At 61.3% G+C, this 24,651-nt stretch carries 20 protein-coding genes; 5 read left to right on the forward strand and 15 right to left on the reverse strand.

The window, feature by feature from the left end:
• The first annotated feature begins 382 nt into the window (after positions 1 to 382).
• On the forward strand, positions 383 to 2,692 hold the full coding sequence (locus BM173_RS03770) for a CDC48 family AAA ATPase (RefSeq protein WP_090477409.1): 2,310 nt from the start codon (positions 383 to 385) through the stop codon (positions 2,690 to 2,692).
• A gap of 22 nt (positions 2,693 to 2,714) precedes the next feature.
• Here the strand turns inward: BM173_RS03770 and BM173_RS03775 are convergent, their stop codons facing one another.
• Genes BM173_RS03775 through polA form a run of 3 tightly spaced genes read right to left on the reverse strand, consistent with a single transcriptional unit; the run spans position 2,715 to position 7,948 of the window.
• On the reverse strand, positions 2,715 to 3,794 hold the full coding sequence (locus tag BM173_RS03775; RefSeq protein WP_090477411.1) for a mechanosensitive ion channel family protein: 1,080 nt from the start codon (positions 3,792 to 3,794) through the stop codon (positions 2,715 to 2,717).
• A gap of 12 nt (positions 3,795 to 3,806) precedes the next feature.
• The gene (locus BM173_RS03780; protein WP_090477412.1) at positions 3,807 to 5,117 is read right to left on the reverse strand and encodes a sensor histidine kinase; all 1,311 of its coding nucleotides are present in this window, start codon (positions 5,115 to 5,117) and stop codon (positions 3,807 to 3,809) included.
• Positions 5,114 to 7,948: a DNA polymerase I gene (gene polA, locus BM173_RS03785; protein WP_090478486.1), complete on the reverse strand. Its 2,835-nt coding sequence runs from the start codon at positions 7,946 to 7,948 to the stop codon at positions 5,114 to 5,116. Before polA ends, BM173_RS03780 begins: the two co-directional genes overlap by 4 nt.
• A gap of 243 nt (positions 7,949 to 8,191) precedes the next feature.
• On the opposite strand from polA, the gene BM173_RS03790 reads away from it, so the two are divergent.
• Positions 8,192 to 8,443, forward strand: coding sequence for a hypothetical protein (locus BM173_RS03790; RefSeq protein ID WP_090477415.1), 252 nt, complete (start codon positions 8,192 to 8,194; stop codon positions 8,441 to 8,443).
• A gap of 100 nt (positions 8,444 to 8,543) precedes the next feature.
• On the opposite strand, the gene BM173_RS03795 is transcribed toward BM173_RS03790, so the two are convergent.
• Complete coding sequence (locus BM173_RS03795) at positions 8,544 to 9,566, reverse strand: serine hydrolase (RefSeq protein ID WP_090478488.1); 1,023 nt, start codon at positions 9,564 to 9,566, stop codon at positions 8,544 to 8,546.
• Positions 9,567 to 9,692: 126 nt separating this feature from the next.
• On the reverse strand, positions 9,693 to 10,100 hold the full coding sequence (locus tag BM173_RS03800; RefSeq protein WP_090477417.1) for a baeRF12 domain-containing protein: 408 nt from the start codon (positions 10,098 to 10,100) through the stop codon (positions 9,693 to 9,695).
• A 206-nt stretch (positions 10,101 to 10,306) separates the two neighbouring features.
• Between BM173_RS03800 and BM173_RS03805 the strand changes: the two genes are divergently transcribed.
• Positions 10,307 to 12,499, forward strand: a complete 2,193-nt coding sequence (locus tag BM173_RS03805; RefSeq protein WP_090477418.1) for a DUF305 domain-containing protein — start codon at positions 10,307 to 10,309, stop codon at positions 12,497 to 12,499.
• Positions 12,500 to 12,577: 78 nt separating this feature from the next.
• Positions 12,578 to 13,603, forward strand: coding sequence for an endonuclease/exonuclease/phosphatase family protein (locus BM173_RS03810; protein WP_090477420.1), 1,026 nt, complete (start codon positions 12,578 to 12,580; stop codon positions 13,601 to 13,603).
• Between the two features lie 102 nt (positions 13,604 to 13,705).
• Here the strand turns inward: BM173_RS03810 and groL are convergent, their stop codons facing one another.
• The 3 genes from groL to BM173_RS03825 form a co-directional block, all read right to left on the reverse strand.
• Positions 13,706 to 15,355, reverse strand: a complete 1,650-nt coding sequence (gene groL / locus BM173_RS03815; protein WP_090477422.1) for a chaperonin GroEL — start codon at positions 15,353 to 15,355, stop codon at positions 13,706 to 13,708.
• Positions 15,356 to 15,408: 53 nt separating this feature from the next.
• Positions 15,409 to 15,696 (reverse strand): co-chaperone GroES, encoded by a 288-nt coding sequence (gene groES / locus BM173_RS03820; protein ID WP_090477425.1) that lies wholly within the window; start codon positions 15,694 to 15,696, stop codon positions 15,409 to 15,411.
• Between the two features lie 195 nt (positions 15,697 to 15,891).
• Entirely contained in the window at positions 15,892 to 17,298 is a 1,407-nt protein-coding gene (locus BM173_RS03825) for an MATE family efflux transporter (RefSeq protein WP_090477427.1), read from the reverse strand.
• A gap of 143 nt (positions 17,299 to 17,441) precedes the next feature.
• On the opposite strand from BM173_RS03825, the gene BM173_RS03830 reads away from it, so the two are divergent.
• Positions 17,442 to 18,131 (forward strand): helix-turn-helix domain-containing protein, encoded by a 690-nt coding sequence (locus tag BM173_RS03830; RefSeq protein WP_177201791.1) that lies wholly within the window; start codon positions 17,442 to 17,444, stop codon positions 18,129 to 18,131.
• Between the two features lie 6 nt (positions 18,132 to 18,137).
• On the opposite strand, the gene BM173_RS03835 is transcribed toward BM173_RS03830, so the two are convergent.
• The 7 genes from BM173_RS03835 to BM173_RS03865 are packed head-to-tail and all read right to left on the reverse strand — an operon-like array spanning position 18,138 to position 24,651.
• On the reverse strand, positions 18,138 to 18,788 hold the full coding sequence (locus BM173_RS03835; RefSeq protein WP_090477431.1) for a hypothetical protein: 651 nt from the start codon (positions 18,786 to 18,788) through the stop codon (positions 18,138 to 18,140).
• Positions 18,789 to 18,790: 2 nt separating this feature from the next.
• On the reverse strand, positions 18,791 to 19,255 hold the full coding sequence (locus BM173_RS03840; protein WP_090477433.1) for an A24 family peptidase: 465 nt from the start codon (positions 19,253 to 19,255) through the stop codon (positions 18,791 to 18,793).
• Between the two features lie 9 nt (positions 19,256 to 19,264).
• Positions 19,265 to 20,095 carry a tetratricopeptide repeat protein gene (locus BM173_RS03845; RefSeq protein ID WP_090477435.1) on the reverse strand — a complete coding sequence of 277 codons (831 nt, stop codon included), beginning with the start codon at positions 20,093 to 20,095 and terminating at the stop codon, positions 19,265 to 19,267.
• A gap of 1 nt (position 20,096) precedes the next feature.
• On the reverse strand, positions 20,097 to 21,071 hold the full coding sequence (locus BM173_RS03850; RefSeq protein WP_090477436.1) for a type II secretion system F family protein: 975 nt from the start codon (positions 21,069 to 21,071) through the stop codon (positions 20,097 to 20,099).
• Between the two features lies 1 nt (position 21,072).
• Entirely contained in the window at positions 21,073 to 22,074 is a 1,002-nt protein-coding gene (locus BM173_RS03855; RefSeq protein WP_090477439.1) for a type II secretion system F family protein, read from the reverse strand.
• On the reverse strand, positions 22,074 to 23,468 hold the full coding sequence (locus tag BM173_RS03860; RefSeq protein WP_090477441.1) for a TadA family conjugal transfer-associated ATPase: 1,395 nt from the start codon (positions 23,466 to 23,468) through the stop codon (positions 22,074 to 22,076). Before BM173_RS03860 ends, BM173_RS03855 begins: the two co-directional genes overlap by 1 nt.
• 1 nt (position 23,469) lies before the next feature.
• Positions 23,470 to 24,651 carry a CpaE/TadZ family protein gene (locus tag BM173_RS03865; protein ID WP_090477443.1) on the reverse strand — a complete coding sequence of 394 codons (1,182 nt, stop codon included), beginning with the start codon at positions 24,649 to 24,651 and terminating at the stop codon, positions 23,470 to 23,472.

A 24,651-nucleotide genomic window follows, 5' to 3' on the forward strand; every position in this document is an offset into this window, starting at 1 on the left:
TCGTGGAATTGGGCTCTGCGGGATCGCCAACGCAATGCTGCATTGCAATACAAACGCCGACTGGTGGGGCGTGTGTATCCTTATGAAAACAAATTGGTTTTCTCCATATCACCCCCCTTTAGTTGCGTTTGACGCAACAAACCTTGTTCTTTTCGCATTTGCACAATTTGCGCGACGAGAGCATATGCAGGCGTGCCTTTCAGGCATCCTCTCCCAAGACTTTCAGACCCGGTTGGTCATTCCTCGGAATACCAGCCGGGTTTTTTCTTGCTTGCGGTTGGCCCCTTTTCGGACCCCTCGGGCGCTTCGCTCATTGCAGTTTCGTGTCCTGTGCCCATTTCTGGCATGACGAATTCGAATTGATGCAAGGGAGAGTTTCCGGATGGCCGATGCCGATGCAGCGACTGCGGTGGATGAGAAGACGGTAAGACTTCAGGTCGCCGCAGCACGCCAGGAAGAAAGCGGCCAGGGTATCGCGCGCATGCCGCGCTCCGCTTTCCAGGCTCTCGGCATCACCGAAGGCGACACCGTGCAGATCACCGGCAAGCGCGACACCGTTGCGATTGCGATGGCCGCTTACGACGAGGACCAGTCGCTCGACGTGATCCGCCTCGATGGCCTGCAGCGCGGCAATGCGGAAGTCGGTTCAGGCGAGCATGTCAAAGTGGTCGCTGCGGAATCGCGGCCTGCGACACGGGTCATCTTCGCGCCGGCCAACCGCGAGATGCGCCTCCAGGGGCCGGCTCAAGCGCTGAAGCGCAATTTTTTCCAGAAGCCCATCATGGCCGGTGACCTCGTCGCCACGACCGGACAGCAGCCGGTGCAGAACATGCCTCAGGAAGTGCGCCGCATGTTCAATGCGCCTGCCTATGCGCTGACCCAGATCAGGCTGTCGGTCGTTTCGACCAGCCCCAAGGGGATCGTCCATATCGACGAGAATACAGAGGTGGAACTGCGTGCGGAATTCGAAGAACCGCGCGACGCCAGGGCGATCATCAACTATGACGATGTCGGCGGCATGGGCGAGACCATCCAGCAATTGCGCGAGATGGTCGAACTGCCCCTGCGCTATCCAGAACTCTTCACCCGCCTCGGCGTCGATCCGCCCAAGGGCGTGCTGCTCCACGGCCCGCCCGGAACCGGCAAGACCCGTCTTGCGCAGGCCGTCGCCAATGAAAGCGATGCGAATTTCTTCACCATCAACGGTCCGGAAATCATGGGCTCCGGCTATGGCGAAAGCGAAAAGGCGCTTCGCCAGGTCTTCGAGGAAGCTACCAAGTCGGCGCCTGCGATCATTTTTATCGACGAGATCGACTCCATTGCGCCGAAACGCGACCGCGTGCCGGGCGAGGCCGAGAAGCGCCTTGTCGCCCAGCTCCTCACGCTGATGGACGGACTGGAAGCGCGCTTGAATCTCGTGGTGATCGCCGCGACCAACCGGCCAGACGCGATCGACGAAGCGCTGCGGCGGCCGGGCCGCTTCGATCGCGAGATCGTAATCGGTGTTCCCGATGAACAGGGGCGTCGCGAAATTCTTGGCATCCATACGCGCGGCATGCCGCTCGGCGATCGGGTCGACCTGCAGGAACTGGCGAAGGCTACCTACGGCTTCGTTGGCGCGGACATCGCCGCGCTTGCACGCGAAGCGGCCATCGATGCCGTGCGCCGCATCATGCCCAAGATCGACCTTGATGAACGGACTATCCCGCCAGAAGTGCTCGACGAGCTATGCGTCACGCGCGAGGACTTTCTCGAAGCCCTCAAGCGCATCCAGCCTTCGGCAATGCGCGAAGTCATGGTCCAGATGCCCAATGTCGGGTGGAGCGATATCGGCGGCGTCGGCGATGCCATCGAGAAGCTGAAGGAAGGCATCGAATTGCCGATGAGGAATCCCGACGCTTTCCGTCGCCTCGGGATCAGGCCCGCCAAGGGCTTCCTGCTCTATGGTCCTCCCGGCACTGGCAAGACCCTCCTTGCCAAAGCCGTGGCGAAGGAGGCCAAGGCTAATTTCATCTCGATGAAGAGTTCGGACCTGCTGTCGAAATGGTATGGCGAGAGCGAACAACAGATTGCCCGCATGTTCAAACGCGCACGTGCGGTCGCACCCTGCGTGATCTTTATCGATGAGATCGACAGCCTCGTCCCCGCGCGCGGAAGCGGGCAGGGCGAACCACAGGTCACGGGCCGCGTGGTGAACACCATTCTTGCCGAAATGGACGGGCTGGAAGAACTCCAGTCGGTCGTCGTCATCGGGGCCACCAACCGGCCGACGCTGGTTGATCCTGCCCTGCTGCGACCCGGTCGTTTCGACGAACTCGTTTATGTCGGCACGCCCGACAAGCCGGGCCGGGAACAGATCCTCGGCATCCATACGGCCAACATGCCGCTAGCCGAGGACGTCTCCCTGACCGACGTTGCCGGCAAGACGGAGCGCTTCACCGGCGCCGACCTCGAAGACGTGGTTCGCCGTGCGGGTCTCAACGCGCTCCAGCGGGCGGGCGGCGATGTGCAGGAAGTCACGGCAGCCGATTTTGCCGAAGCCCTGAAAGACAGCCGCGCCACGGTAACTTCCAAGATGGAAGCAGAGTATCGCAAGATGCGGGGCGAATTGAAGAAGCGGGCAGCAGAGGTGCAGCCGATCGGCTTTATTCACGAAGGGATGGTCGAGAGTACCCGCGACCAGAAACACTGAGCCGAGCGGTGGTGGGCGTCGCTCAGCCGCCCATCACCCGCTGGTTTGCCGCTTCTACTTCAAGGCGGTGCCGGATAAGCGCGCCCGGCTGGTTCTCGCGTAGCCATTCCACCATGTGCTCGCGGGTGGCGCAGCGCAGGTTGAACAGGTCCCCGATCGTCTCTGCGCTCATCGAAAGGCGCAGTTCGATGCTTTCGGGATAGGCTTCCGTCATCAACAGGGCGACGTTGCGCCCATCCCACAGCGGATGCGCCTTCACGAAGCGTTCGAATTCTTCGCGGATCGGTTCGACCTTGGTCGCCGGATCGAGATGCAGCATCACGGGACCGGTCAACTTCTCGCTGACGCGTGACCAGTTTTCGAACGCATTCTCGAGGAATACGGAAGTGGGTACCACCAGTACCCGTTCGTCCCATGTGCGCACGGTCACGAAACTCATGCGGATTTCCTCGACGCGACCGGCCTGGCCTTCGACCTTGACGAGATCGCCGATGCGCAGGGGCTGGGTCAGGGCCATCTGCAGGCCGGAGATGAGCGATTTCAGGGCCGGCTGCGCCGCGGCACCGATAGCGAGTGCGGCGAGACCGGCCGATGCAAGCAGGGTTGTCCCGACTTTTGCGACGCCGGGAATGCTCAGCATGACCAGCGATATGGTGATGATGACGATCGCGAAGGTCGCGGTGCGCGACAGGATGGAGATGCGGGTGCGAAGGGACCGTGTGGCGACCTCGTCGCCGGTCAGTTCGACTTGGCGTGAATACCCGGCTGCAAATCCCTTCACCAGCGAATAGGCGACCCAGCCGAGCACGAAAGGCGTCAGGAACGAGCTGAAGACGTCCCAACCATCCCCGACGAGATGATCGTTTTCCGCAGCAATGGAGATGGCAAAGCCGATGATCGCCCAGCGCAACGGCTTGCGCACGCGTTCGACGATGACGTCGTCGATCTGGCTGTCCGAAGTCTTGGTGAACCTGCGTAGCGCGGCGAAGACGAGGTAGTGCAGGACCAGCGCGAGAATGACCGCCGCCGTCAGAACAATACCCGTGTGGAGTAGGCCCTCGTACGAAATGGGCCAGTTTCGCGGATCGTAACGTTCGAGCATGCGAGAGAGCAACTAGGGAGCCTCCGGATCGCTTGCAAGCGAAGTCGCGCCCTGTTCGACCGGCAAGTCGATGGTGACGATCAGCCCGTCCTTGGTGAAATCGCGCTCCACCGTGCCGCCGAATTGACGTGCGGCACTGTTCATCAGCAGGCTGCCGAAGCCTTTGCGGTCCGGTTCACCGTCGAGCGGCACGCCGGTTTCACGCCAGACGAGCTTGATCCTGTCATCCTTGCGGGTCCAGCTGACGTCGATCGTTCCACCATGGGCCCAGGCGCCGTACTTGACCGCGTTCGTCGTCAGCTCATGGAAGACGAGGCCAAGCGGAGTGATCCGTTTGGCAGGCAGCAGGACCTCCGGCCCGTCGATGTTCGCTGTCTGGGTCGATGACCTGTAAGGCGCCAGCGAAGTGTCGATCAGCGCCTCCAGGGACGCCAATTGGGTGTCCAGCGCCCCCTGGCTTACCTCGTGCGCGGTCAGCAGCGCGCGGATACGCTCGGCAATACTGTCCGTCACGGGCTTTGCTTCTGGTTTGTCGCGTGCACTCATCTGGACGATGGCAAGCACCACCGCGAACAGGTTCTTCACGCGGTGATTGAGTTCGCGAGCGAGCAGGTCGGCGCGGTCGCGCGCTTCGCCCACTGCCGCCGCCTGCGCCGCCTCGGCCTCGGCGCGCGCTGCTCGGGAAACGAGTCTCGCGCCGAGCAGGATCGCTACGAGGATCAGGATGATGAGACCGCCCAATAGCGGCAGGATGCGCGCTTCGAGGCGGGCTGTGTCGGCGGCTTGCCGCGCCAGTATCTGGCGCTCGATCACGCGCATTTCGTCGACCGCCCTGCGCAGGCGTTCCATCGCTTCCTGGCCTTCATCGGAAAGGATCGAACGACGCGCGTCGAGAAGACGTCCATCCTCGATCAGCATGACCGATTCCTCCATTTCGGAGAACTTCGCCCGCGCAAGAGAGTCGATCTGGTCGAGCAGTTCAGCCTGGCGGACCGTGGTCTCATCGCCCAGCAGGTCGCGCAGGCGCCTCAGTGACGGTTCGATCTGTTCGCTACCCTGCTGGTAGGACGACAGGTAGCGTCGATCCAATGTGATCAGATAGCCGCGCTGGCCGGTTTCGGCATTGAGTGCGGCATATTCCACTTCCTGTAATTCGGCCAGGACGCTGGCCGTCAGGCGGGATTGCTCGCGTTCGCGGCGCTCGCCTTCCAGCGTCTGGTAGACGAGGAAAATCAGGGCGAACATCGCACCGAAAATGATCAGCGAAAGGACCGCATTCGGCCAGCGCTGTCCGCGGCGCACTAGGGCGGCAAAATCCTTCAATGTGCTGCGTCCCAGCTCTTGCCGGTGCCGATTTCGACACCGAGAGGCACGTCGAGCGTAACGGCTGGCCGGGCCGCGCTGGACATCACTTCTTCGATCACCTCGGACGCCTTGGCGACATCGCCTTCAGGCAATTCGAAGACGAGTTCGTCATGCACCTGAAGCAGCATTTTGACCTTCTCCAATCCCGCGTCGGCCAAGGCATCTTCCATGCGGATCATCGCGCGTTTGATGATATCCGCGCTGGTCCCCTGGATCGGAGCGTTGATGGCCGCTCGCTCGCTTCCTTGCCGTTCCGCCTGGTTCTTTGAGCCGATCCGGGGAAACCACGTCTTGCGACCGAAAAGCGTTTCTGAATATCCTCGCTCCCGTACCGTCTCGAGGGTTTCCATGATGTAACGTTGGATGCCCGGGAAACGCTGGAAATAGGTATCGATCATGTCCTGCGCTTCGTCGGGTTCGACGCCGAGGCGGCCGGCCAGCCCCCAGCGCGAAATGCCGTAAAGGATCGCGAAATTGATCGTCTTTGCCCGTGCGCGGGTGTCGCGCGTCACTTCACCGAACATCTCGGTTGCGGTGCGGGCGTGGATGTCTTCGCCATTGGCGAAAGCATCCTTGAGCGGACCGACATCGGCCATGTGCGCAGCAAGGCGAAGTTCGATCTGCGAATAGTCGGCGGCGAGCAGGACGTTGCCTTCCTCAGCCACGAAAGCTTCGCGGATCTGGCGGCCGATCGCCGTGCGGATCGGAATGTTCTGCAGGTTCGGATCGGTCGATGACAGGCGCCCGGTCTGCGCGCCGACCAGGCTATAGCTGGTATGGACGCGGCCGGTCTTCGGATTGATCGCTTCCTGAAGAGCATCGGTGTAGGTCGACTTGAGCTTGGTGAGCTGCCGCCATTCGAGCACCTTGTCGGCAATCTTGGCGCCTTCGCCCGACAGCCGCTCCAGCACCGACTGATCCGTCGAATACTGGCCGCTCTTGCCCTTTTTGCCGCCCTTGTATCCTAGGGTATCGAACAGCACGTCGCCCAGTTGCTTGGGACTGCCGACGGTAAACTCCTTGCCCGCAAGCTCGTGAATCTCGCCTTCCAGTCGCCCGGTTTCGGTCGCAAATTCCTGCGACAGTCCGGCGAGCCGCGCGCGGTCTACCTTGATACCGCGCTGTTCCATGCGCGCGACGACCGGCACGAGCGGGCGATCGACCCGCTCGTAAATCGCCGTGCCGCCCTCCTGCGGGAGGCGGCGCTTGAGGTGCTGGTAAAGGCGCCACGTTACATCGGCATCCTCGGCTGCATATTCGGTCGCCTTGTCGAGCGGAACCTCGCCGAAGGGGATCGCTTTCTTGCCCGTGCCGCAGACTTCCTTGAACGTGAGGCAGGTGTGCGAAAGGTGGCGATCCGCCAATTCGTCCATGCCGTGACCACCGCCGATCCCGTCGAGCCCGCGACCGGCATCGAGATCGAAGCTGATGACCATGGTATCTTCGACCGGCGATACGGCAACGTCGTATCGCGAAAGGACGTTGAGGTCGTATTTGCCGTTGTGCAGGACCTTGATGACCGCATCCGACGCGAGCAGGGGTCGCAGCGCGTCCAGCGCTTCGTCGAGACCGATCTGGTCTGGCTTCTCGGCAAACATATCCGATCCGCCATGGGCGAGCGGGATATAGCACGCCTCGTTCGGGCCGATCGCAAGGCTGATGCCGACGAGATCGGCGGCCATGCTGTCGAGCGCGCTGGTTTCCGTATCGACTGCCAGCAGGCGAGCCTTCTGGGCGCGGGCGATCCAGTCCTCGAGCCGGTCGAGCGACTGCACGCACTCATAGGTCGACCGGTCGACAGCAGGCATCTCGGGCAGCGGCTGGACGGAACCTTCGGGCGCCGACGCGGCTCCGGCAGTTTCCTGCTTGGCGGGATTGAGATCATTCGACTTGCCCGGGCTCCCGCTACCGGCTTCTAGGCGGCGCAAGAGGCTGGTGAAGCCGTGCTTTTCGAGGAAAGCGGCAAGCGGCTCGCTCGGCACGCCGTCGAGCTTCATGTCGTCAAGCTCGACTGGAAGACCGCAGTCTTCCTTAAGCGTCACAAGCACGCGGCTGAGTTCGGCATCCTCGCGATGCTCGATCAGGCGTTCCTTGAGCTTGCTTTTCTTCATGTCTTCGGCAGCATCGAGCGCGGACGTCAGGTCGCCGTGTTCGGCGATCAGCTTGCTGGCGGTCTTGGGGCCGACCCCGAAGATGCCAGGGATGTTGTCGACCGAGTCACCCATCAACGCGAGGACATCGCCGACCTTCTCGGGGCGAACGCCGAACTTCTCCTCGACTTCCTCGATATAGATGCGGGCGTTCTTCATCGTATCGAGCATGTCGATCCTCGCCCCGTTTTCTTCGCCGACAAGCTGCATGAGGTCCTTGTCGGAGGAAACGATGGTGACGTCCCACCCCTGGGCCTGCGCGGCGCGGGCGTAGGAAGCGATCATGTCGTCCGCCTCGACATCCGGTTCTTCGATGCAGGGCAAGGAGAACGCACGGGTCGCATCGCGGATCAGCGGGAATTGCGGAACGAGGTCTTCCGGCGGATCGGGCCGGTTGGCCTTGTACTGGTCGTAAATTTCGTTGCGGAAGGAATGACTCGACTTGTCGAGCACCACCGCAAGGTGGGTGGGGCCGTCTGCCTTGTCGAGATCTTCGGCCAGCTTCCACAGCATGGTCGTGTAGCCGTAAACTGCGCCGACCGGGGTGCCTTCCGGATCGGTCAGGGGAGGCAAGCGGTGGTACGCCCTGAATATGTAGGCGGATCCGTCGACAAGATAGAGGTGGTTTTTATCGGCCATTGCAACGGTGACTAGCAGCGAGTCGACACTTTGGGGAGCGCAAAGCACACGAAAAAATGTGGCCGGGAAGTGGCGGAAATCCGGCAAATCGATGGCAAATCGGGCATGAATGTGGCGAATTCGCTTGCAGCGCCACAATCCCGCCATTATTTAGACACTGTGAGGCCCGAATTCGGACCTTGCGTCGGGGGACGGAATACCGATTCCCCGGCCCATAAACTCGCTGTTTAAGGAATTATCTTTATGCGTAAGATCGCTCTTTTCGCTGCTGCTTCGGCTGCTGCTCTCTCGCTCGCTGCTTGCTCGGAAGCTACCGAAGACGCAGCTGCTGACACCGCTGACTCGGCTGCTGCAGACGCAGAAGCAAACATGGAAGCCGCTGGCGAATCCATGGAAGCAGCTGGTGAAGAAGTTGCTGCTGAAGCTGACGCAGCTGCTGCTGAAGTCGAAGCTGAAGTCGAAGGCGAAACCGAAGCTGAAGCTGCTGCTGACTAATCCAGCACGCTTCGCCGGTTAACCGACGAAACAAGAAGGGCGGTGCCGCAAGGCGCCGCCCTTTTTCGTGTCCGCTCGCTTTTCGATGCCCGTGAGGGGATTAGCCGCCGTTGTGTTCCGCGTTGGTCCACACGCGCTTGCGCTGGCCGCTCTGGGCGGAATACCCATCGTGCAGGGCGCGGGCGATCTGTGCGATCTTCGCTTCGCGATTGAGGCGCGAGCCCTGGCCGGTCACATAGATGGCGACCGCGACGGCGCGTCCATCCGGGGTCTCGAGAATGCCGACGTCGCTCGAAGTGTTGTTCAGCGAACCCGTCTTGTGGCTTACCTTCACGCTGGCGGGCATGAGGGCCGGAATACGGCGCTTCCCTGTCCGCGTACGGCTCATAGCGCCCAGTAGAACGCGACGGCTTTCTGACGACAGGTACTTGCCCTGGTAGAGGCCGGTCAGGAGTTCGAGCATCGCCTTGGGGGTCGCGGCATCGCGCGGGTCGATATGCTGGGCCGGGTCATATTCGCCATCGTCGCGCACGAGGGTGGCGATGTCCCGATCGATGCTGAATTCATCGATACCCTGCCTGCGCATCCAGTCATTGACCGCCTCAGGTCCGCCCACAACACGCAGCAGCGCGTCGGTTGCCGGGTTGCTGGAACGGGTGATCATGATTTCGATCAGGTCGATCGCCTTCATGTACTGGCCTTCGTAGACCGGTGCACGGGGGCTGGAGAATTTCGCGGAGCGGCGCGGAAGCAGCAGCGGAAACTCGCTGGTCAGGCTCCATTTGCCCTTCTCGACGCCTTCGAGGAACGTCGCCGCCACGGCGATCTTGCTGGTACTCGCCATCGGGAAAAGCTGGTCGCCCAGGACCGAAACCGTCTTGCCGGTCGACAAGTCGACTGCGGCAACACCAATACGGCCCTTCGAACCATCGGCGAGTTCCGCAATGGTCTGCTCGAGCGCGTTTTCGTAAATTGCCTCGAACGTCTGCGGCGCGCGCTCTTGCGTGCCGAGCATCTGGTCGAACTGCGCCTGGTAGGTGGTGGTTTGCGCATTTGCGCCAGTTGCCGCACCGACTGCCAGAGCCGCCGTAACAAGTATCTTGCCTAGTTTCCTCATCCGCATGTCCATCTGTGTAGCAAGTCCTTGGTTAGGCGTTGCTTAACGAAACCTGCGGCCGAAACGCAAGCGCCCGCGCGACAGAATGTGTCGCGCGGGCGCTCGTTGCTTTCGATCGGGTGGTTCTCGACGTTATGAAGCCGCAATAACCTTCTCGATCTGCTCGGTCGTTTCGCCGGTCACGGTCTTGTTGATTTCGCCGACCAGGCGCTTTTCGAGTTCGCTGTGATAGTGGCGTCGCATTTCGCCCAGCGTCTTGGGATCGGCAATCACCAGCACGTCGGTGATCTCTCCGGAAATCGCCTTGGCATTGAGCCATTCCGCTGCGGCTGCGCCATGGGCCAGTTCATTGAGATCGGTAGCGCCGGTGCGCTGGCCCATATCGTCCTGGTGGCGCACTCCCGCGCTGAAATTGCTCGGGTTCAGGTTCGGTTTCGAGGCGTCGCCGAGCTTGGGCTCGAACGGCTTGCCGGTGTTCCTCATGATCGTGAAGCTTTCGCCGTCTACGATTGCGACATGCGCCTTGTGGGGCACTTTCATCGGTTTCTCCTCGGATGCTTTTTAGGTTCCCTCCCTACCAACGAGCCAGCGTCCGATTTGGTCCGCCAAGCACCGATCATTTGCGCACTTCGCCGGACTGCCGACGATGATCGACCAGCGACTTGTGCCCGCGGCCTTTGCGCTTGACCCGCCCGGCGCGGTCGGGACTATGCGCGCCAAGGGTTTGGGATTCGCAGAGGACTGACATGAAAACGACACTTCGCACCATGGTTGCGGGCATGCTGCTCACGACTTCGCACGCAGCACTGGCGCAGGAAGTGCCGATCGTTCTGCCCGGTGCGCCGGGCGAAGCACCGCGCGTAATCGACCGTGAAGAAGCGATTGCGCTTGCAGATATCTCCTACTCGCCTGGCGATGTCGTGTTCATGCAGGGCATGATCACCCACCACCGGCAAGCGGTCCAGATGGCGGAACTTGCACCGGATCGCACCAGCAACGATGCGGTGAGCAAGATCGCCGCCGGTATCCTCGCCACGCAGAAGGACGAAATCGCCTTCATGACCGAGTGGCTGGAAGCGCGCGGCGAAGCGGTTGCGATGGACCATTCCATGCACGCAGGTCACGCGGGCCATTCGATCATGAAGGGCATGGCGACGCCTGCTCAAATGGCTGAACTCGCGGCATCCAGCGGAACGGATTTCGACCGCCAGTTCCTGCGCCTGATGATCGAGCATCACAAGGGCGCGCTCACCATGGTCAAGACCCTGCATGAGGCCCCGGGCAGCGCCTACGAGCCAGTGATGTTCGAGTTCACCAATGACGTGGTCAGCGACCAGCAGGCCGAGATCGACCGTATGAACGCGCTGCTCGCCCAGCTGTCCAGCGATCCGCGAGCGACACTGACCGCCGGCCTGCGCGACGCGGGCGAGGCAATCTCCGGCCTGCGCCTCGTTGCGGCCCAGCCCAAGCCCGCGGGTTTCTTCGACCCCAAGAATCCGGCGCAATTGCAGCCGCTGATCGAAAAGGACGATGACGAGAAGAAGGCCAAGAAGGACGGCGACGAGGAAGAGGATGAGCCCCAGTTCGGCAAGCGCGGCTCGCTGCTGGACTTCGCCAATACCGACATGGCCTTCTCAGGCGACCTCCTGGTGGCAGGCAGCTATCACGGCTTCAACGCTTACCGACTTGGCGATGACGGCGTGCCCCAGCTTGTCAGTTCCACGGTTTGCCCTGGTGGGCAGGGTGACGTTTCCATCGTCGGCGATCTTCTGGTCATGAGCGTTCAGGACAGCCGCGCCCGCGTCGATTGCGGCCTCCAGGGTGTCGATGGAAAAGTAAGCGAAGACCGTTTCCGCGGTATCCGCATCTTCGACATTTCGGACATCACGCGGCCCCGCCAGGTCGGGCTGGTCCAGACTTGTCGCGGCAGTCACACACATTCGATCGTCTCTGCGGATGACGAGACAATCGTCCTCTACAATTCGGGCACATCCTATGTCCGTGATGACGAGGAGCTGGCCGGATGCTTCGATACCGCCGGTGACGAGACCGCTCTGTTCAGCATCGACGTGATCGAAATCCCGGTCGCCAATCCTTCGGCGGCCCGCATCGTCGATAGCCCGCGCGTCTTCGCGACCGATGGGCAAATTGCTGGCCTGTGGCGTGGCGGCAATCACGGCGAAGGCACGCAGGAAACGAATGTGACCAACCAGTGTCACGACATTACGGTGTTCCCGGCCAAGAATCTCGCCGCCGGTGCCTGCTCGGGCAATGGCATCATCATGGACATTTCCGATCCGCGTAAACCGGTCCGGATCGCCGACGTCACCGACAAGGGCTTCGCTTATTGGCACTCCGCCACTTTCAGCAATGATGGCACCACGGTCCTCTTCACCGACGAGTGGGGCGGGGGCGGCCGTCCGCGCTGCCAGGCAGGCGATCCGATGGATTGGGGCGCCAACGCATTCTATGCACTTGAGGACAGCAAGCTGGAATATCGCGGCACCTACAAACTGCCCGCACCGCAGAGCGACAAGGAAAATTGCGTCGCGCACAACGGCTCGATCATTCCGGTCCCGGGCCGCGATATTTTCGTGCAGGCCTGGTACCAGGGCGGCATTTCGGTGATCGATTTCACCGATGCGGCGAACCCGTTCGAGATCGCTTATTTCGACCGCGGACCGATCGACGAGGACCAGTTGGTCACCGGCGGTTACTGGTCGGCCTACTGGTATAAAGGACGTATCTACGCGACCGAAATTACCCGCGGGCTCGACATCTTCGCGCTCGAGCCGAGCGAGTTCCTCACGGCAGAGGAGATCGCGGCGGCGGAAGCGGCGCAGTTCGAGGGCGAACTGTTCAACCCGCAAACGCAGACTCAGGTCACCTGGCCCGACGAGGTGGTCCGGGCAGCAGAGGAGAGCCGCAAGGGGGGCTGATCGCCCCCAGAAGCGGAACAATCGCGGAGCGCCGAGGTATAGACCCCGAGCCATTTTTGAGGCTGTGGGGGAATATCTTTGAAAAATCTGAGCCTTGCCGGGAAAGCAATCCTCGCATTTCTCGCGCTTTTCCTGATCCTGTCGCTGGTGTCGCTTTACGATACCAACCGCGGCGCTGTCCGCATGCTCGACTTCCTGCGTGAGCCGATGATGATGCTCGCCGGAATCTTGGGGATTGCTGCGATATTCGTTGCGCGGCCCCGATGGATCACGGCCTTGGTGCTGGCTTTCCTGACCATCGGCATCAACCTGTGGCGGCTCTGGCCTTACACGTTCCTCGCCTCGCCGCAGGTCGCTCTGCCGGACGAGGTAGACGGGATGAGCTGTGCCCGTGTGCTCGCCTTCAATGTGCTGCAATCGAACGATCAGTATGATCGCACGGCGCAACTGATCGATAGCGTCGACCCCGACATTCTCCTGCTGATGGAGACGAACGAGAAGTGGGTCGAAGAGCTTGCCCCGCAGCTGTCGCGCTATTCCTATCGCCTGGATATGCCGCTGGAGAATAAATACGGGATGGCATTCGCCACGAGGTTGCGGACCGATCGGGCCGAAATGGTGGCGAACACCAGTTCGAACACACCAACGCTCTACGCAACGCTTCGCATGGGCGACGGCGCGCGCTTCGAAGTGATCGGTCTGCATCCCAGGCCCCCGTTGCCGGGTGAATCTACCGCAACGCGCGATGCGAATATCGCCAGGGCGGGCGCGAAGACACCGGACGAGCTTGAGAATGTGTTGGCCATTGGTGATTCCAACGACGTGCCGTGGTCGGATACGACATCGCGCTTCGCCCGCGAGGGCGGCTATTTCGACCCTCGCGCCGGGCGCGGCAGCTACCCGACTTTCCCGGCCGACTATTCCTTCGTCGGTTGGCCGCTCGACCAGATCTTCGTGAAGAACGGCGTGAAGGTCGAAGAGCTGGAGATCGGCGAGGACGTGGGTTCCGATCACTTGCCGCTCATCGCCAAGGTCTGCGTCGACCCGAATTCGGCGGACGCCGATATCGAAGGAGCAACTGCCGCTGAGGCTGCCGAGAGCTGATAGCCCCCGGTCGCCGGGGTCTAAGGCACGAACAAAAGAAAAAGGCCCGGCAGGATCGCTCCCGCCGGGCCTCTTCTTAGCCTGTCGGCTGGTCGGTTAGGCTTAGAAGCCCATGCCGCCCATACCGCCCATGCCGCCCATGTCGGGCATTGCGGGCGCGCCGCTCTTGTCTTCCGGCTGGTCGACGATGGCAGCTTCCGTGGTGATGAGCAGGCCGGCAACCGAAGCTGCGTCCTGCAGCGCGGTGCGCACGACCTTGGTCGGGTCGATCACGCCGGCAGCCACGAGATTTTCGTAAGTGTCGGTAGCGGCGTTGAAGCCGAGCGAGGTGTCGTTGGCGTCGGTTAGCTTGCCTGCGACAACCGCACCGTCATGACCGGCATTGGTCGCGATCTGGCGAACCGGAGCCTGCAGCGCACGACGGATGATGTCGATGCCGCGGGTCTGGTCGTCATTGGCGCCTTCGAGACCATCGAGAGCCTTCGTCGCGTAGAGCAGGGCAGTACCGCCGCCCGGGACGATGCCTTCTTCGACGGCTGCGCGGGTTGCGTGCAGCGCGTCGTCGACGCGGTCCTTGCGTTCCTTCACTTCGACTTCGGTAGCACCGCCGACCTTGATGACGGCCACACCACCAGCAAGCTTCGCGAGGCGTTCCTGCAGCTTTTCACGGTCGTAGTCCGACGAGGTGTTCTCGATCTGCGTGCGGATTTCCGAAACGCGGGCCTTGATGTCGTCTTCCGAGCCGGCACCGTCGACGATGGTCGTGTTGTCCTTGTCGATGGTGACGCGCTTGGCTTCACCGAGCATGCCGAGCGTGACGTTCTCGAGCTTGATGCCGAGGTCTTCGCTGATCATTTCGCCCTTGGTCAGGATCGAGATGTCCTGCAGCATCGCCTTGCGACGATCGCCGAAGCCCGGAGCCTTGACCGCTGCAACCTTGAGGCCGCCGCGCAGCTTGTTGACCACGAGGGTGGCCAGCGCTTCGCCTTCGATGTCTTCCGCGATGATAAGGAGCGGACGGCCCGACTGGACAGCCGCTTCCAGAACCGGAAGCATCGCCTGAAGGTTCGAAAGCTTCTTTTCGTGGATCAGGATGTACGGGTTTTCGAGTTCGACCGTCATCTTTTCCGGGTTGGTGATGAAGTAGGGCGACAGGTAGCCGCGGTCGAACTGCATGCCTTCGACGGTTTCGAGCTCGAATTCGAGACCCTTGCTCTCGTCGACGGTGATCACGCCTTCCTTGCCGACCTTTTCCATGGCTTCGGCGATCTTTTCGCCGACTTCACGGTCGCCATTGGCCGAAATGATGCCGACCTGTGCGATTTCTTCGCTGCCCGACACTTCCTTCGAACGACCGGCGAGGTCTTCGACGACCTTGCCAACCGCGAGGTCGATGCCGCGCTTGAGGTCCATCGGGTTCATGCCCGCTGCGACCGACTTCATGCCTTCGGTCACGATCGACTGGGCAAGAACGGTTGCCGTGGTGGTGCCGTCACCGGCGGCGTCGTTCGCCTTCGATGCGACTTCCTTGATCATCTGCGCGCCCATGTTCTCGAACTTGTCTTTCAGTTCGATTTCCTTGGCGACGGAAACGCCGTCCTTGGTGATGCGGGGTGCGCCGAAGCTCTTGTCGATCACGACGTTGCGGCCCTTGGGGCCCAGCGTGACCTTGACGGCATTGGCGAGGGTGTCGACGCCGCGCAGGATGCCTTCGCGCGCGTCACGGCCGAACTTTACGTCCTTGGCTGCCATTGGTGTTTCTCCTGGAATACTTGGGTGTCGTTAGAAAGCGGTAGGGTCGGCGATCAGCCGATGATTCCCATGATGTCGCTTTCCTTCATGATCAGCAGGTCTTCGCCGTCGAGCTTGACCTCGGTGCCGGACCACTTGCCGAAGAGAACGCGGTCACCCGCCTTCACGTCGAGCGGGGTCACGGTGCCGTCTTCCGCCTTGGAACCGTTGCCAACGGCGACGACTTCGCCTTCGCTCGGCTTTTCCTTGGCGCTGTCGGGAATGATGATCCCGCCGGCGGTCTTTTCTTCTGCTTCGATGCGGCGCACGAGAACTCGGTCGTGCAACGGACGAAATGCCATGGTGATGACCTTTCTACTGAGAGTGAATACCTGATTTGGCACTCCCACGTCGAGAGTGCCAGCGGGGCGCAAATGGGGATGCGCCGCGGCCGAGTCAACAGGTCGCGGAACGGAAATTTTCTAAATTTGGATCGACCGTGGGTGGTGCCAACAGGGGCCCGTCGCTTTCGCCGTTCAAGCGCGACGCCAGACCTCTCAACGAGCGAAGGTGGTGAGCCCCAATTCGTCCCTGCGATGCCAGCGCCAGCCTAAAAGCACGGCCGCAAATACGAGGCCGGTCGCAAGGCCGATCCACACGCCTGTGCCTTCGAGCGGCGTGTAGAATCCAAGGACAAGCGCAGTACCGATCCCGGGGACCCAATAGGAAAAGGCCGCTATCCACATCGGGACGCGGGTGTCTTGCAGACCGCGCAAAGCCCCGGCCGCGACCGCCTGCATTCCATCGAAAAGCTGGAATGCCGCGGCGATGACGATGTATTTGAGCGCAAAACCGACCAGCACTGCATTTTTCGGGTCCCACGGATCCACGTAGATAGCGATCAGCGGCTTGGGGATCAGGATCATGGCGAGGGCCGTTATCACCATGAACCCCGTCCCGACCCAGATCGACATCCATCCGGCGCGCTTCATTCCTTCTCGATCCCGCGCCCCATAAAAATAGCCGACCCGGATGGTCGCAGCCTGGCCGATACCGAACGGGACCTGGAAAGCGAGGGCCGCGATCTGCAGCGCCACCGTATGCGCGGCAAGCTGCGCCGCCCCGATATTGCCCATCAGGAATGCAGCTGCCCCGAAGATGCCCGCTTCCGCCGTGATCGTCAGGGCGATGGGTGCACCGATCCGGACGATCAGCAGGAACCGCGCCCAGTCGGGCGACCACCACCTGCCGAACACGCGGTAGCGATGAAGGCGCGGATCGAGGCGGATCACCAGAACGTACGCGGTGAGGGTTGTCAGCGTAGTGATGATGGTGGCCACGGCCGCGCCGCGAAGACCAAGCTCGGGAGCGCCGAGATTGCCGAAGATGAAGGCATAGTTGGCGAGCGCGTTGACGAATATGCCACCTGCCGTGATTGCGGTGGCCAGGATCGGTCGGTCGAGCGTCGATACGAAACTGCGCAACACGTTATTAAACAGCATCGGGATGAGGGAGAGCACGAGTATCGCGTTATATTCGATCGCGAGTGCGATGATTTGCGACTCTTGACCGGTGACGCGCATCAGCGGGCCGAGCGATAGGCACAATCCCATCCCCAGTGTCCCGGCGATTGCCGCGAGCCACATGGCCATGCGCACGCTGCGCCGCACCGGCCGCAGCGCAGGTGCGCGCGCCCCCAATTCGGCGGCGGCCACCGGAGCCACAGCCCCGGTCAGCCCCGACAATGCCCACATCACCAGGCCGAACAGGGCGATCGCAAGCGCCGAAGCCGCCAATTGCGCTTCGCCAAGCCGTGCGATGAAAATGACGTCGACCGCATAGGTCAGCATCTGAAGCAGGTTTGCTGCTGCCAGGGGCCACCCCAGCTTCAAGGTCGCGCGAAATTCGCCGCTCCAGCCTTCGACGTCCGATGACGTGGGTGCAATGGAACGCGCGTCCTGCATCGCTGTCTGGTAAGATAAGTGAAAGTGGGAACCAATGGCTGTGAGTGCCCGGCGATTACGCGGTGACAAACTGGCACCGCTTTGCCACACTACGGCTTTGGGTCGATCATGGGCTGTGTCCATGGATAATGCGGGAAGTTAGGGTGTCGGAAGAAGTCGAGACTGCGGAAAGTGTCGCGCAAGAAGGAGACCCGCGTCGGCGGGCGCGACGTCTCGTCCTGCGGCTTCGCACCGGTGTGGGCCAGTCGGGGCGGGCATTCGACGCGGAAGTCCTCAACCTCTCCCCGAGCGGAATGCTGGTGAAGACAGCCGCGAGCCTGTCGCTCGACGATCCGCTTGAGGTGGTCCTTCCGAAAATCGGTCCGGTGATCGCCAAGGTGGTCTGGTTCGACGACCAGCTTTACGGCTGCAGTTTCGCAAAGCAGCTCTCCGACGAGGAAGTGGAAGCGGCGGATTTCGCATCCGGCCATTCCGACGAACTGCACGGTGTCGACAACGAAACGCTAGGCGAGCGCATCAAGCGCCTGCGCAAGAATCGCGGACTGTCCATGCGCGCGCTCGCGGGTTTGGCTGGAGTGAGCAAACCGACCTTGTGGAAATGGGAAAGCGACCGTGTGCGTCCGCGCCATACCACGATGCAAAGGCTTGCTGTCGAACTCGGTATTTCGGAGCTTGAACTGGTCTATGGCGCACCGGCAGTACGTTCATCCGATGATCTCGAAACCGGATCACTCGCGGACATAGTGCGCGATGCCCGCCGCCGGATAGCGGAGGCGGCAGGTGTCGATGAGAGCCGCATCGATGTCCGGATCGACTGGGGCGAAGAAGACTGACCCTTCTTAAGGCCGGGCTTCGTCCGGTGCGTTGTTGAGAACGAGCCGGTCCCGGATTGCGTCATAAGCGAGATCCACGCCGGAGCCCCGCACAGCCTCCAAGGTCAGGCGCTTTTGCTCGGGCAACGAAAAGGCTTGCTGGTCGAGGCCGAGTTTAGTCAGAGCGTCAGCCAGAGCTTCGCGATCGATTTCGATGCGCGTCCCGCCCATCAGGAAAATCGGCAGGCTCGTCTCGCCGCTTCCTTCCCGGACGAGGTTCTTCTGCACCTGCACGCCGTCAGGCCCACCGTCGAATGCCGGTTCGAGCCGGTACGAAAGTTTCATCAGCTCGTTGGATGGGGTGTCATCCACCAATTCGACTTTCGGTGCTTCAGGGGTGGGCAATTCTTCCGGGCCACGGGTTTCAGCTGTTTGAGCCGGCTCGTCCTCAACTGTCTGCCTATTCTGCGAAAGAGGCTGGATTTCAGGCAGACGCGTCTTGGTCTGGTTGGGCTGAAGGGCAACTCGGAATATCCCCGCCTTCTCTTTGGACGCGGTTTGCCATGAAGGAGCAGCAAAAATGGCAAACCCGGCGAGGACCAGGACTATTGCGACACCGAGGAAGGTGGCTTTTTGCCTTGCCCCCCTCGGTCGCGCATTTGCCAGAGCCGCCTCCATGCTCATCCAAGCGTGGTTAAAGCGGCGTATCCGACGGAACCTACTGCGATGGCGACACCGTAGGGCAGCTTTGCGAAATCATCTTTGCGGCGCTTCATGCCTTTGATGAAACGCTTCAAGGTAAACCAGAACAGGGCGAGGACGCCGCCCGCCAGGACGATACAGAGCGCCAGGGCAGGAGCATCCATGATCGGGAAGAATGCGGCCGAGCCGGCATAGAATTTACCGTCTCCCGCGCCGAAGATGTTCCAGACGAACATGAAATATCCGATCGCGAAGGCGACGACGACATGAAGGGCGTGCCAGCCCAGTGCGGCCCAGCCTCCTATCGCCAATGCAAACCCCAGCCCGGCCAATACCAGGACAAGCGAAAGGATATTCGGGAGTTTGCGAGTGACGATGTCGGTGATCGCACCGACAGAGGAAAGCGCGGCGAGAACGCCGAACGAGATAGTCGCGAGGGCCATCGTCCGTCGTTAGTCCTTACGCTCGTCGGTTTTGGGACCCCTGAGGCTTACACGCATGGGATACCCGTCTGCGACGGTCCTTTCATTGGGGCGATCGGCCCCGATGCGAACGCGCATCGGATAGTTGCCCGACGACTGGATGCGTACTTCGGTCGGGCGTGCGGAAGCGCGCGGACGGACCGGCTCGCCGCTGACGCGAACACGGACCGACCGGCTCGATGCGGCAGGAGTTTCGCCTGCCTTGGCGGTGCGGACCCTTACACGGGCCTTGCCTGGCTCTGCGCCGTCGAGGGCGATACGAGCGGTCGCCGTGCCGCGTTCGAGAGTGATCTTGCGCTGCTCACCACCACTCTGGACAAGGCGTTCCTCGTTGATTGGCTGTGCGGCAATCGAGGCCTCGGACTGCGCGAATTCCGCATAGGCCTTGCGGGCCTCTTCGCGTTGAGCGTGGAGCGTTCGCATATCCTGAGCGAGATCGCTGGCATAAAAACGCTCTAGATTGGCTGCAAATTTTGCATCCTGGGGTGCGAGCGTCACTGCTGCGCGGAAATATCTTTCTGCCAGGTCGCCTCGGCCAATGCGCGCATAGGCCACGCCGAGCGCGTTGGCCGCATCAGGCGCGGTCTGGCGATTCAGCGCTGCACGCTGAAGGGCGGGGATTGCGTTGCCGTACTGCCCTTCGGCAAGAAGCCGACGACCTTCTTCAAGGTCGGCCTGACCGAACAGTGGCTGGGTGGACCGGGTGTGATCGCCGAAGTTGAAGGCGTTGATGAAGCTCTGGCAGCCCGACAGCGGCATGACGACCGCAAGTGCGGCCAGTGTTGCAGGAACTTTCTTCATCTTATCCTCCTCCAGACATAGCGGGACCGATGTCGCGCACGAACATGATGACTGCCGGCAGGACCAGCACGCCGATCATTGTCGGCAACATGCAAGCGACAAGCGGAATGGAAATCAGAACAGGGATGCGGTGGGCCTTTTCCTCGGCCCGCATCCTGCGCGCCTCACGCATCTCGTTGGCATAGACGCGCAAGGTGTTGGCGATGCTCGTGCCCAGCTTGTCCGACTGGATCAGCAGCGTGGCGAACGAGCGAATTTCATCGACACCCGAGGAATCCGCCAGCTGGCGTAGCGCGGTCTCGCGCGATGCACCGGCACGGGTCATCAGAACGGTCTCGATCATCAGGTGCGCGATGAGAGGGTGAGACCTCGTCATTTCGCGGCCCACTCGGTCAAGCGCGGATTCAAGGCCAAGCCCTGCCTCGACGCAGACCAGCACGAGGTCGAGCGCATCGGGAAATCCGTTGATGATTTCGGATTTCCGGCGGTCCGCCTTGGCGCGAATGAAAAGGTTGGGGATGTAGAGGCCGAGAGCAGCCAGGATCGAGCAATAGAGGTAGATGTTCAGAAGCCCGGGCGGCTCCGAGCTAAAAGAAATCAGCAGCAGGAAAAGGCCCGGGAAAAGAAACACCATTCCGATCCGCGCCATTGTGTAGACGCGCGGTGCGCTGGGGCTGGAATAGCCCGCCATCTTGAGCTGCTTTTCAAGCTTGTGGTTCTTCGGATCGGTTAGGCTCAGGCCCGTGCGCTCGATGCTGTCCGCAATCTTTGCCCAACGGCTGTCGGAATCCGAGCGGACGAGATTTGCTTTTTCGTTCGACGCGGCATTGGAATCCAGTCGTGCGATTTGCTGGCTGGCCCGGCGACGTGCCTCGACACCATTCACGACGATTAGGATCACTCCCGTCACCAACGCGAAGATCAGCGCGAGGACGAGGAGGCGGACGACAAGGCTTGTGGCTGCGAGTTCGAGCATATCAGACCTTCAGATCGACGAGTTTGCGAATGGCGAAGACACCGACGAAATAGAGCAGGATCAGGAAGATCGAGCCAAAGATGAAAATCGGGTCTTCCGCGACATCGAGATAGAATTCGGGCGCCCCGAGGAAGGTCGTCACGAATGCGAAGATCGGCAGGATACTGAGCATCCAGCCGGTCATTCGCCCTTCCGAACTCAAAGCGCGAACCTTCATGTACATGGCTGCACGATCGCGGATCACGCCGGCCAAGTTCTCGAGAATTTCCGCAAGGTTGCCGCCCGTTTCGCTCTGGACCGAGAGCGAGACGACAAACATGCGCATATCTTCCAGTTTCCAGCGGTCGGCCATTGAATCAAGGGCGGTGGTCAGATCCGCACCATAAGTGATCTCGTCGCTCACAAGGCCGAATTCCGAACCGATCGGGTCTTCCATCTCCTGGGTCAAAAGCTCGATTGCAGAGGCGACAGGGTGCCCTGAACGAAGGGCCCTCACGAAAATGTCGAGCGCGACCGGGAACTGCTTTTCCATGGTCTTGCGACGGCTATTCGCGACCTGCTTGAGGATGAAATACGGAATGCCTGCCCCTGCTGCGATCGCAAAAAGAAGGCACAGCTGGACAGCGCCAAAGCCGATTTCCGCTCCGGCACCTACAGCGATTCCCAACGCGATGATGAAGAGAAGGCCAATGCCGACTGCCATCGCGATCAGAACCTGCGAAATGCTCCAGGTAATGCCGGACGTGTAGATCATATGCTCGAAGCCGATCGCCATGCGTCGCAACAGCGGAGGCAGCGCCTCGTGTTCGCGAGGCCGGTTCTTCAGCAGTTCTCCATACAGGTCCTCGCGTGTCGTCCCTTTCTGGATCAGCGACATACGCCGGTTGGTGGCGACAGTATGTGCCCTGCGGGCCGCGACCGCTCGGCCGACAGTCTGGAACAGAAGGAAGGCTGCGGCGAAAATCGCCAGCAGGAAGACGATGCGGATGATCTCGGTCGTCATCAGCCCAGCTGCATGTCCGGACGGAACAGTTCGGGCGAAAGATGCATGCCGTGGGATTCAGCCTCGTCGAGGAACTTGGGCCGGATGCCGGTGGCCTCGAAATGGCCGAGGACCGAGCCGTCATCTGCGCGTCCGGTCATGCGGAAGCGGAAGATTTCCTGCATGGTGATCGTTTCCCCTTCCATGCCGGTAATTTCGGACAAGCTCTTGATCTTGCGGCGACCATCGGAAAGCCGTCCGACCTGGACGACGACGTTGATGGCCGAGGCAATCTGGGCGCGGGAGCTCTTCGACGTGATGTCAATACCGCTCATGCCGATCATCTGCTCGACACGGCTCAGCGCGTCGCGCGGGGTGTTGGCGTGGACTGTGGTCATCGAGCCGTCGTGGCCAGTGTTCATGGCCTGCAACATGTCGAAGGCTTCGCCGGCGCGGACCTCGCCGACGATAATGCGGTCGGGGCGCATACGAAGCGCGTTCTTGACGAGATCGCGCTGGGTGACCTCGCCTTTTCCTTCGATGTTCGCCGGACGTGTCTCCAGGCGGGCAACGTGCGCCTGCTGCAGCTGGAGTTCGGCGGAGTCCTCGATGGTGACGATGCGTTCCGCCTCGTCGATGTAGGACGACATGGCATTGAGCAGCGTCGTCTTACCCGAACCGGTACCACCGGAGATAAGCACGTTGCGCCGCGATTTGACAATCGCTTCGAACACCGGAGCCATTTGTTCGGGAACGCTGCCCAAATCGATCATCTTGGCGATGCTGATCGGGCTCTTGGCGAACTTACGGATGGAGACCAGCGAACCGTCGAGCGCAAGCGGTGCGACGATGGCGTTCACACGCGAGCCGTCGGCGAGGCGGGCGTCAACGAAAGGCGAGCTTTCATCCACCCGGCGACCGACCGCGCTGACGATCTTCTGGATCACGCGCATCAGGTGCTTTTCGTCCTGAAACCTTGTCGGCACCGGCTGGAGCATCCCGCGCTTTTCCACGAAGACCGTTTCAGGGCCATTGACCAGGATGTCGGTAATCGTTTCGTCGGCAAGAAGCGGCTCGAGCGGGCCGAGACCCATCAGCTCGTCGACCAGTTCCTGCACCAGCTTTTCGCGCTCTTCGCGGTTGAGCGGTTCGTCGAAGTCGGCCAGCAATTCTGGTAGGATGCTGGAAATCTGTGCCTTGATCTGCTCGGTAGGCGTCTGGTCGAGCATGGCCAGGTTCAGGCGATCGAGCAGGCTGTGATGGATCGACAGCTTCAGCCTGAGCATCTTTTCGGTATGCTCGTCCTTCTTGCCGAAAAGGATCCGTTCCTCATCCTCGGCAGAAATCAGGTCGGCGTCATTCTGCTGGGTGACCGGCGCCTCGTGCGACGTCTCGTCGAGTTTGGTCTTCCACATCTCAGTATTCCTTCCCGATCTTCGCACTGATCGAAGTGGCCAGGTCGGCGATCTGGCGAGATAGGCGCGCACGCTTCTGTAGCGTCGAGACACCCACGCCCTGCAGCTGTGCCTCTTCGACCAACTGCGTATCTTCCTCTAACGTCTGCGCAACGTCATATCCGAGCAGGTCCTCCATTTGGGACACATCGGAACGCTTAAATAAACCGCCCGAAATCCGGTTGAGCACAACCGAGATGTTCTGGCGTTCGCGGCCGAGCATCTGGAGCAGCGACAGCTTGCGTTTCACGTGACGCAGCGCAGCGATACGGCCCACGCCGACCAGTACGACTTCATCCGCCGACAGCAGGATGGGCATCGCCCAGTTCGGCAAGGTCGCGGGCATGTCCAGCACCACAGCGCTGTAACGTTTGCGCGTTTCGCGGATCATCCTTGCGATCGCATCGGCCGATGCACTTTCGATCGGGTCGATATCGTCGGGAGCGGCAAAAAGATCGAGATCGTCACCGCAGTCCACGGCTACCGACCGCATGAGGTCGTCGTCGATCTTGTCGATAGCGTCGAACAGGTGACTGATCGTCATCCGCGGGCGCTTGTCGAGATAAGCTCCGGCATCGCCGCTCTGCAAGGACAGGTCGATGAGAGCGGTGCGCGCGCCTTCGCCGAAACGCGAACTCAGCATCGTGGCCAGTTGGGTCGCCACGGTGGTGGCCCCGACACCGCCAGCCGCGCCGAGTACCGCGACAACCGGTGCAAGCTTGGTCGGAACCGCAGGCGTAGACGGCTTGGCATCGCGCGAAACGTCTACAATGGCAGCAATCAGTTCTTCGCTGGAGAAGGGCAATTCCAGCACATCGGAAACGCCTTTACGCAGCAAGGAGCGGACCGTTCTTACCGGTGCGTCCTGCAATCCGGCAATGACGGGCAGGCTGGGACGCTTGGCCCGCAAGCGTTCGAGCCGGGCAAGCGACGCCGGATCATCGGAATCGATCTCGACCACCGCGATCGCTGCTTGGGCGACGGCCTGCTCCGGAAAATCCTCGGCCGTGCCCAGGCGGTGCAAGGTCACCGAATCTTCGAGGATGGCGACATTGCCCAGCGCCTCTTTACGCGCGAACACATGCACGCCTTCTGGAAGGGTCATCCCGTTGTCCGTTTCGTAGGTGTCAGAAAAATCGGTCAT

The organism is Qipengyuania nanhaisediminis, assembly GCF_900115585.1.
Classification (GTDB): Bacteria; Pseudomonadota; Alphaproteobacteria; order Sphingomonadales; family Sphingomonadaceae; genus Qipengyuania; species Qipengyuania nanhaisediminis.

Coding starts and splice junctions, on each gene's coding strand:
- BM173_RS03775 (WP_090477411.1), bottom strand. CDS start 3,794: ATGCTCGAACGTTACGATCCGCGAAACTGGCCCATTTCGTACGAGGGC.
- BM173_RS03855 (WP_090477439.1), bottom strand. CDS start 22,074: ATGACGACCGAGATCATCCGCATCGTCTTCCTGCTGGCGATTTTCGCC.
- BM173_RS03840 (WP_090477433.1), bottom strand. CDS start 19,255: ATGGCCCTCGCGACTATCTCGTTCGGCGTTCTCGCCGCGCTTTCCTCT.
- BM173_RS03800 (WP_090477417.1), bottom strand. CDS start 10,100: ATGAAAGTGCCCCACAAGGCGCATGTCGCAATCGTAGACGGCGAAAGC.
- BM173_RS03770 (WP_090477409.1), top strand. CDS start 383: ATGGCCGATGCCGATGCAGCGACTGCGGTGGATGAGAAGACGGTAAGA.
- BM173_RS03850 (WP_090477436.1), bottom strand. CDS start 21,071: ATGCTCGAACTCGCAGCCACAAGCCTTGTCGTCCGCCTCCTCGTCCTC.
- BM173_RS03845 (WP_090477435.1), bottom strand. CDS start 20,095: ATGAAGAAAGTTCCTGCAACACTGGCCGCACTTGCGGTCGTCATGCCG.
- BM173_RS03825 (WP_090477427.1), bottom strand. CDS start 17,298: ATGCAGGACGCGCGTTCCATTGCACCCACGTCATCGGACGTCGAAGGC.
- groL (WP_090477422.1), bottom strand. CDS start 15,355: ATGGCAGCCAAGGACGTAAAGTTCGGCCGTGACGCGCGCGAAGGCATC.
- BM173_RS03805 (WP_090477418.1), top strand. CDS start 10,307: ATGAAAACGACACTTCGCACCATGGTTGCGGGCATGCTGCTCACGACT.
- polA (WP_090478486.1), bottom strand. CDS start 7,948: ATGGCCGATAAAAACCACCTCTATCTTGTCGACGGATCCGCCTACATA.
- groES (WP_090477425.1), bottom strand. CDS start 15,696: ATGGCATTTCGTCCGTTGCACGACCGAGTTCTCGTGCGCCGCATCGAA.
- BM173_RS03835 (WP_090477431.1), bottom strand. CDS start 18,788: ATGGAGGCGGCTCTGGCAAATGCGCGACCGAGGGGGGCAAGGCAAAAA.
- BM173_RS03860 (WP_090477441.1), bottom strand. CDS start 23,468: ATGTGGAAGACCAAACTCGACGAGACGTCGCACGAGGCGCCGGTCACC.
- BM173_RS03790 (WP_090477415.1), top strand. CDS start 8,192: ATGCGTAAGATCGCTCTTTTCGCTGCTGCTTCGGCTGCTGCTCTCTCG.
- BM173_RS03865 (WP_090477443.1), bottom strand. CDS start 24,651: ATGACCGATTTTTCTGACACCTACGAAACGGACAACGGGATGACCCTT.
- BM173_RS03795 (WP_090478488.1), bottom strand. CDS start 9,566: ATGCGGATGAGGAAACTAGGCAAGATACTTGTTACGGCGGCTCTGGCA.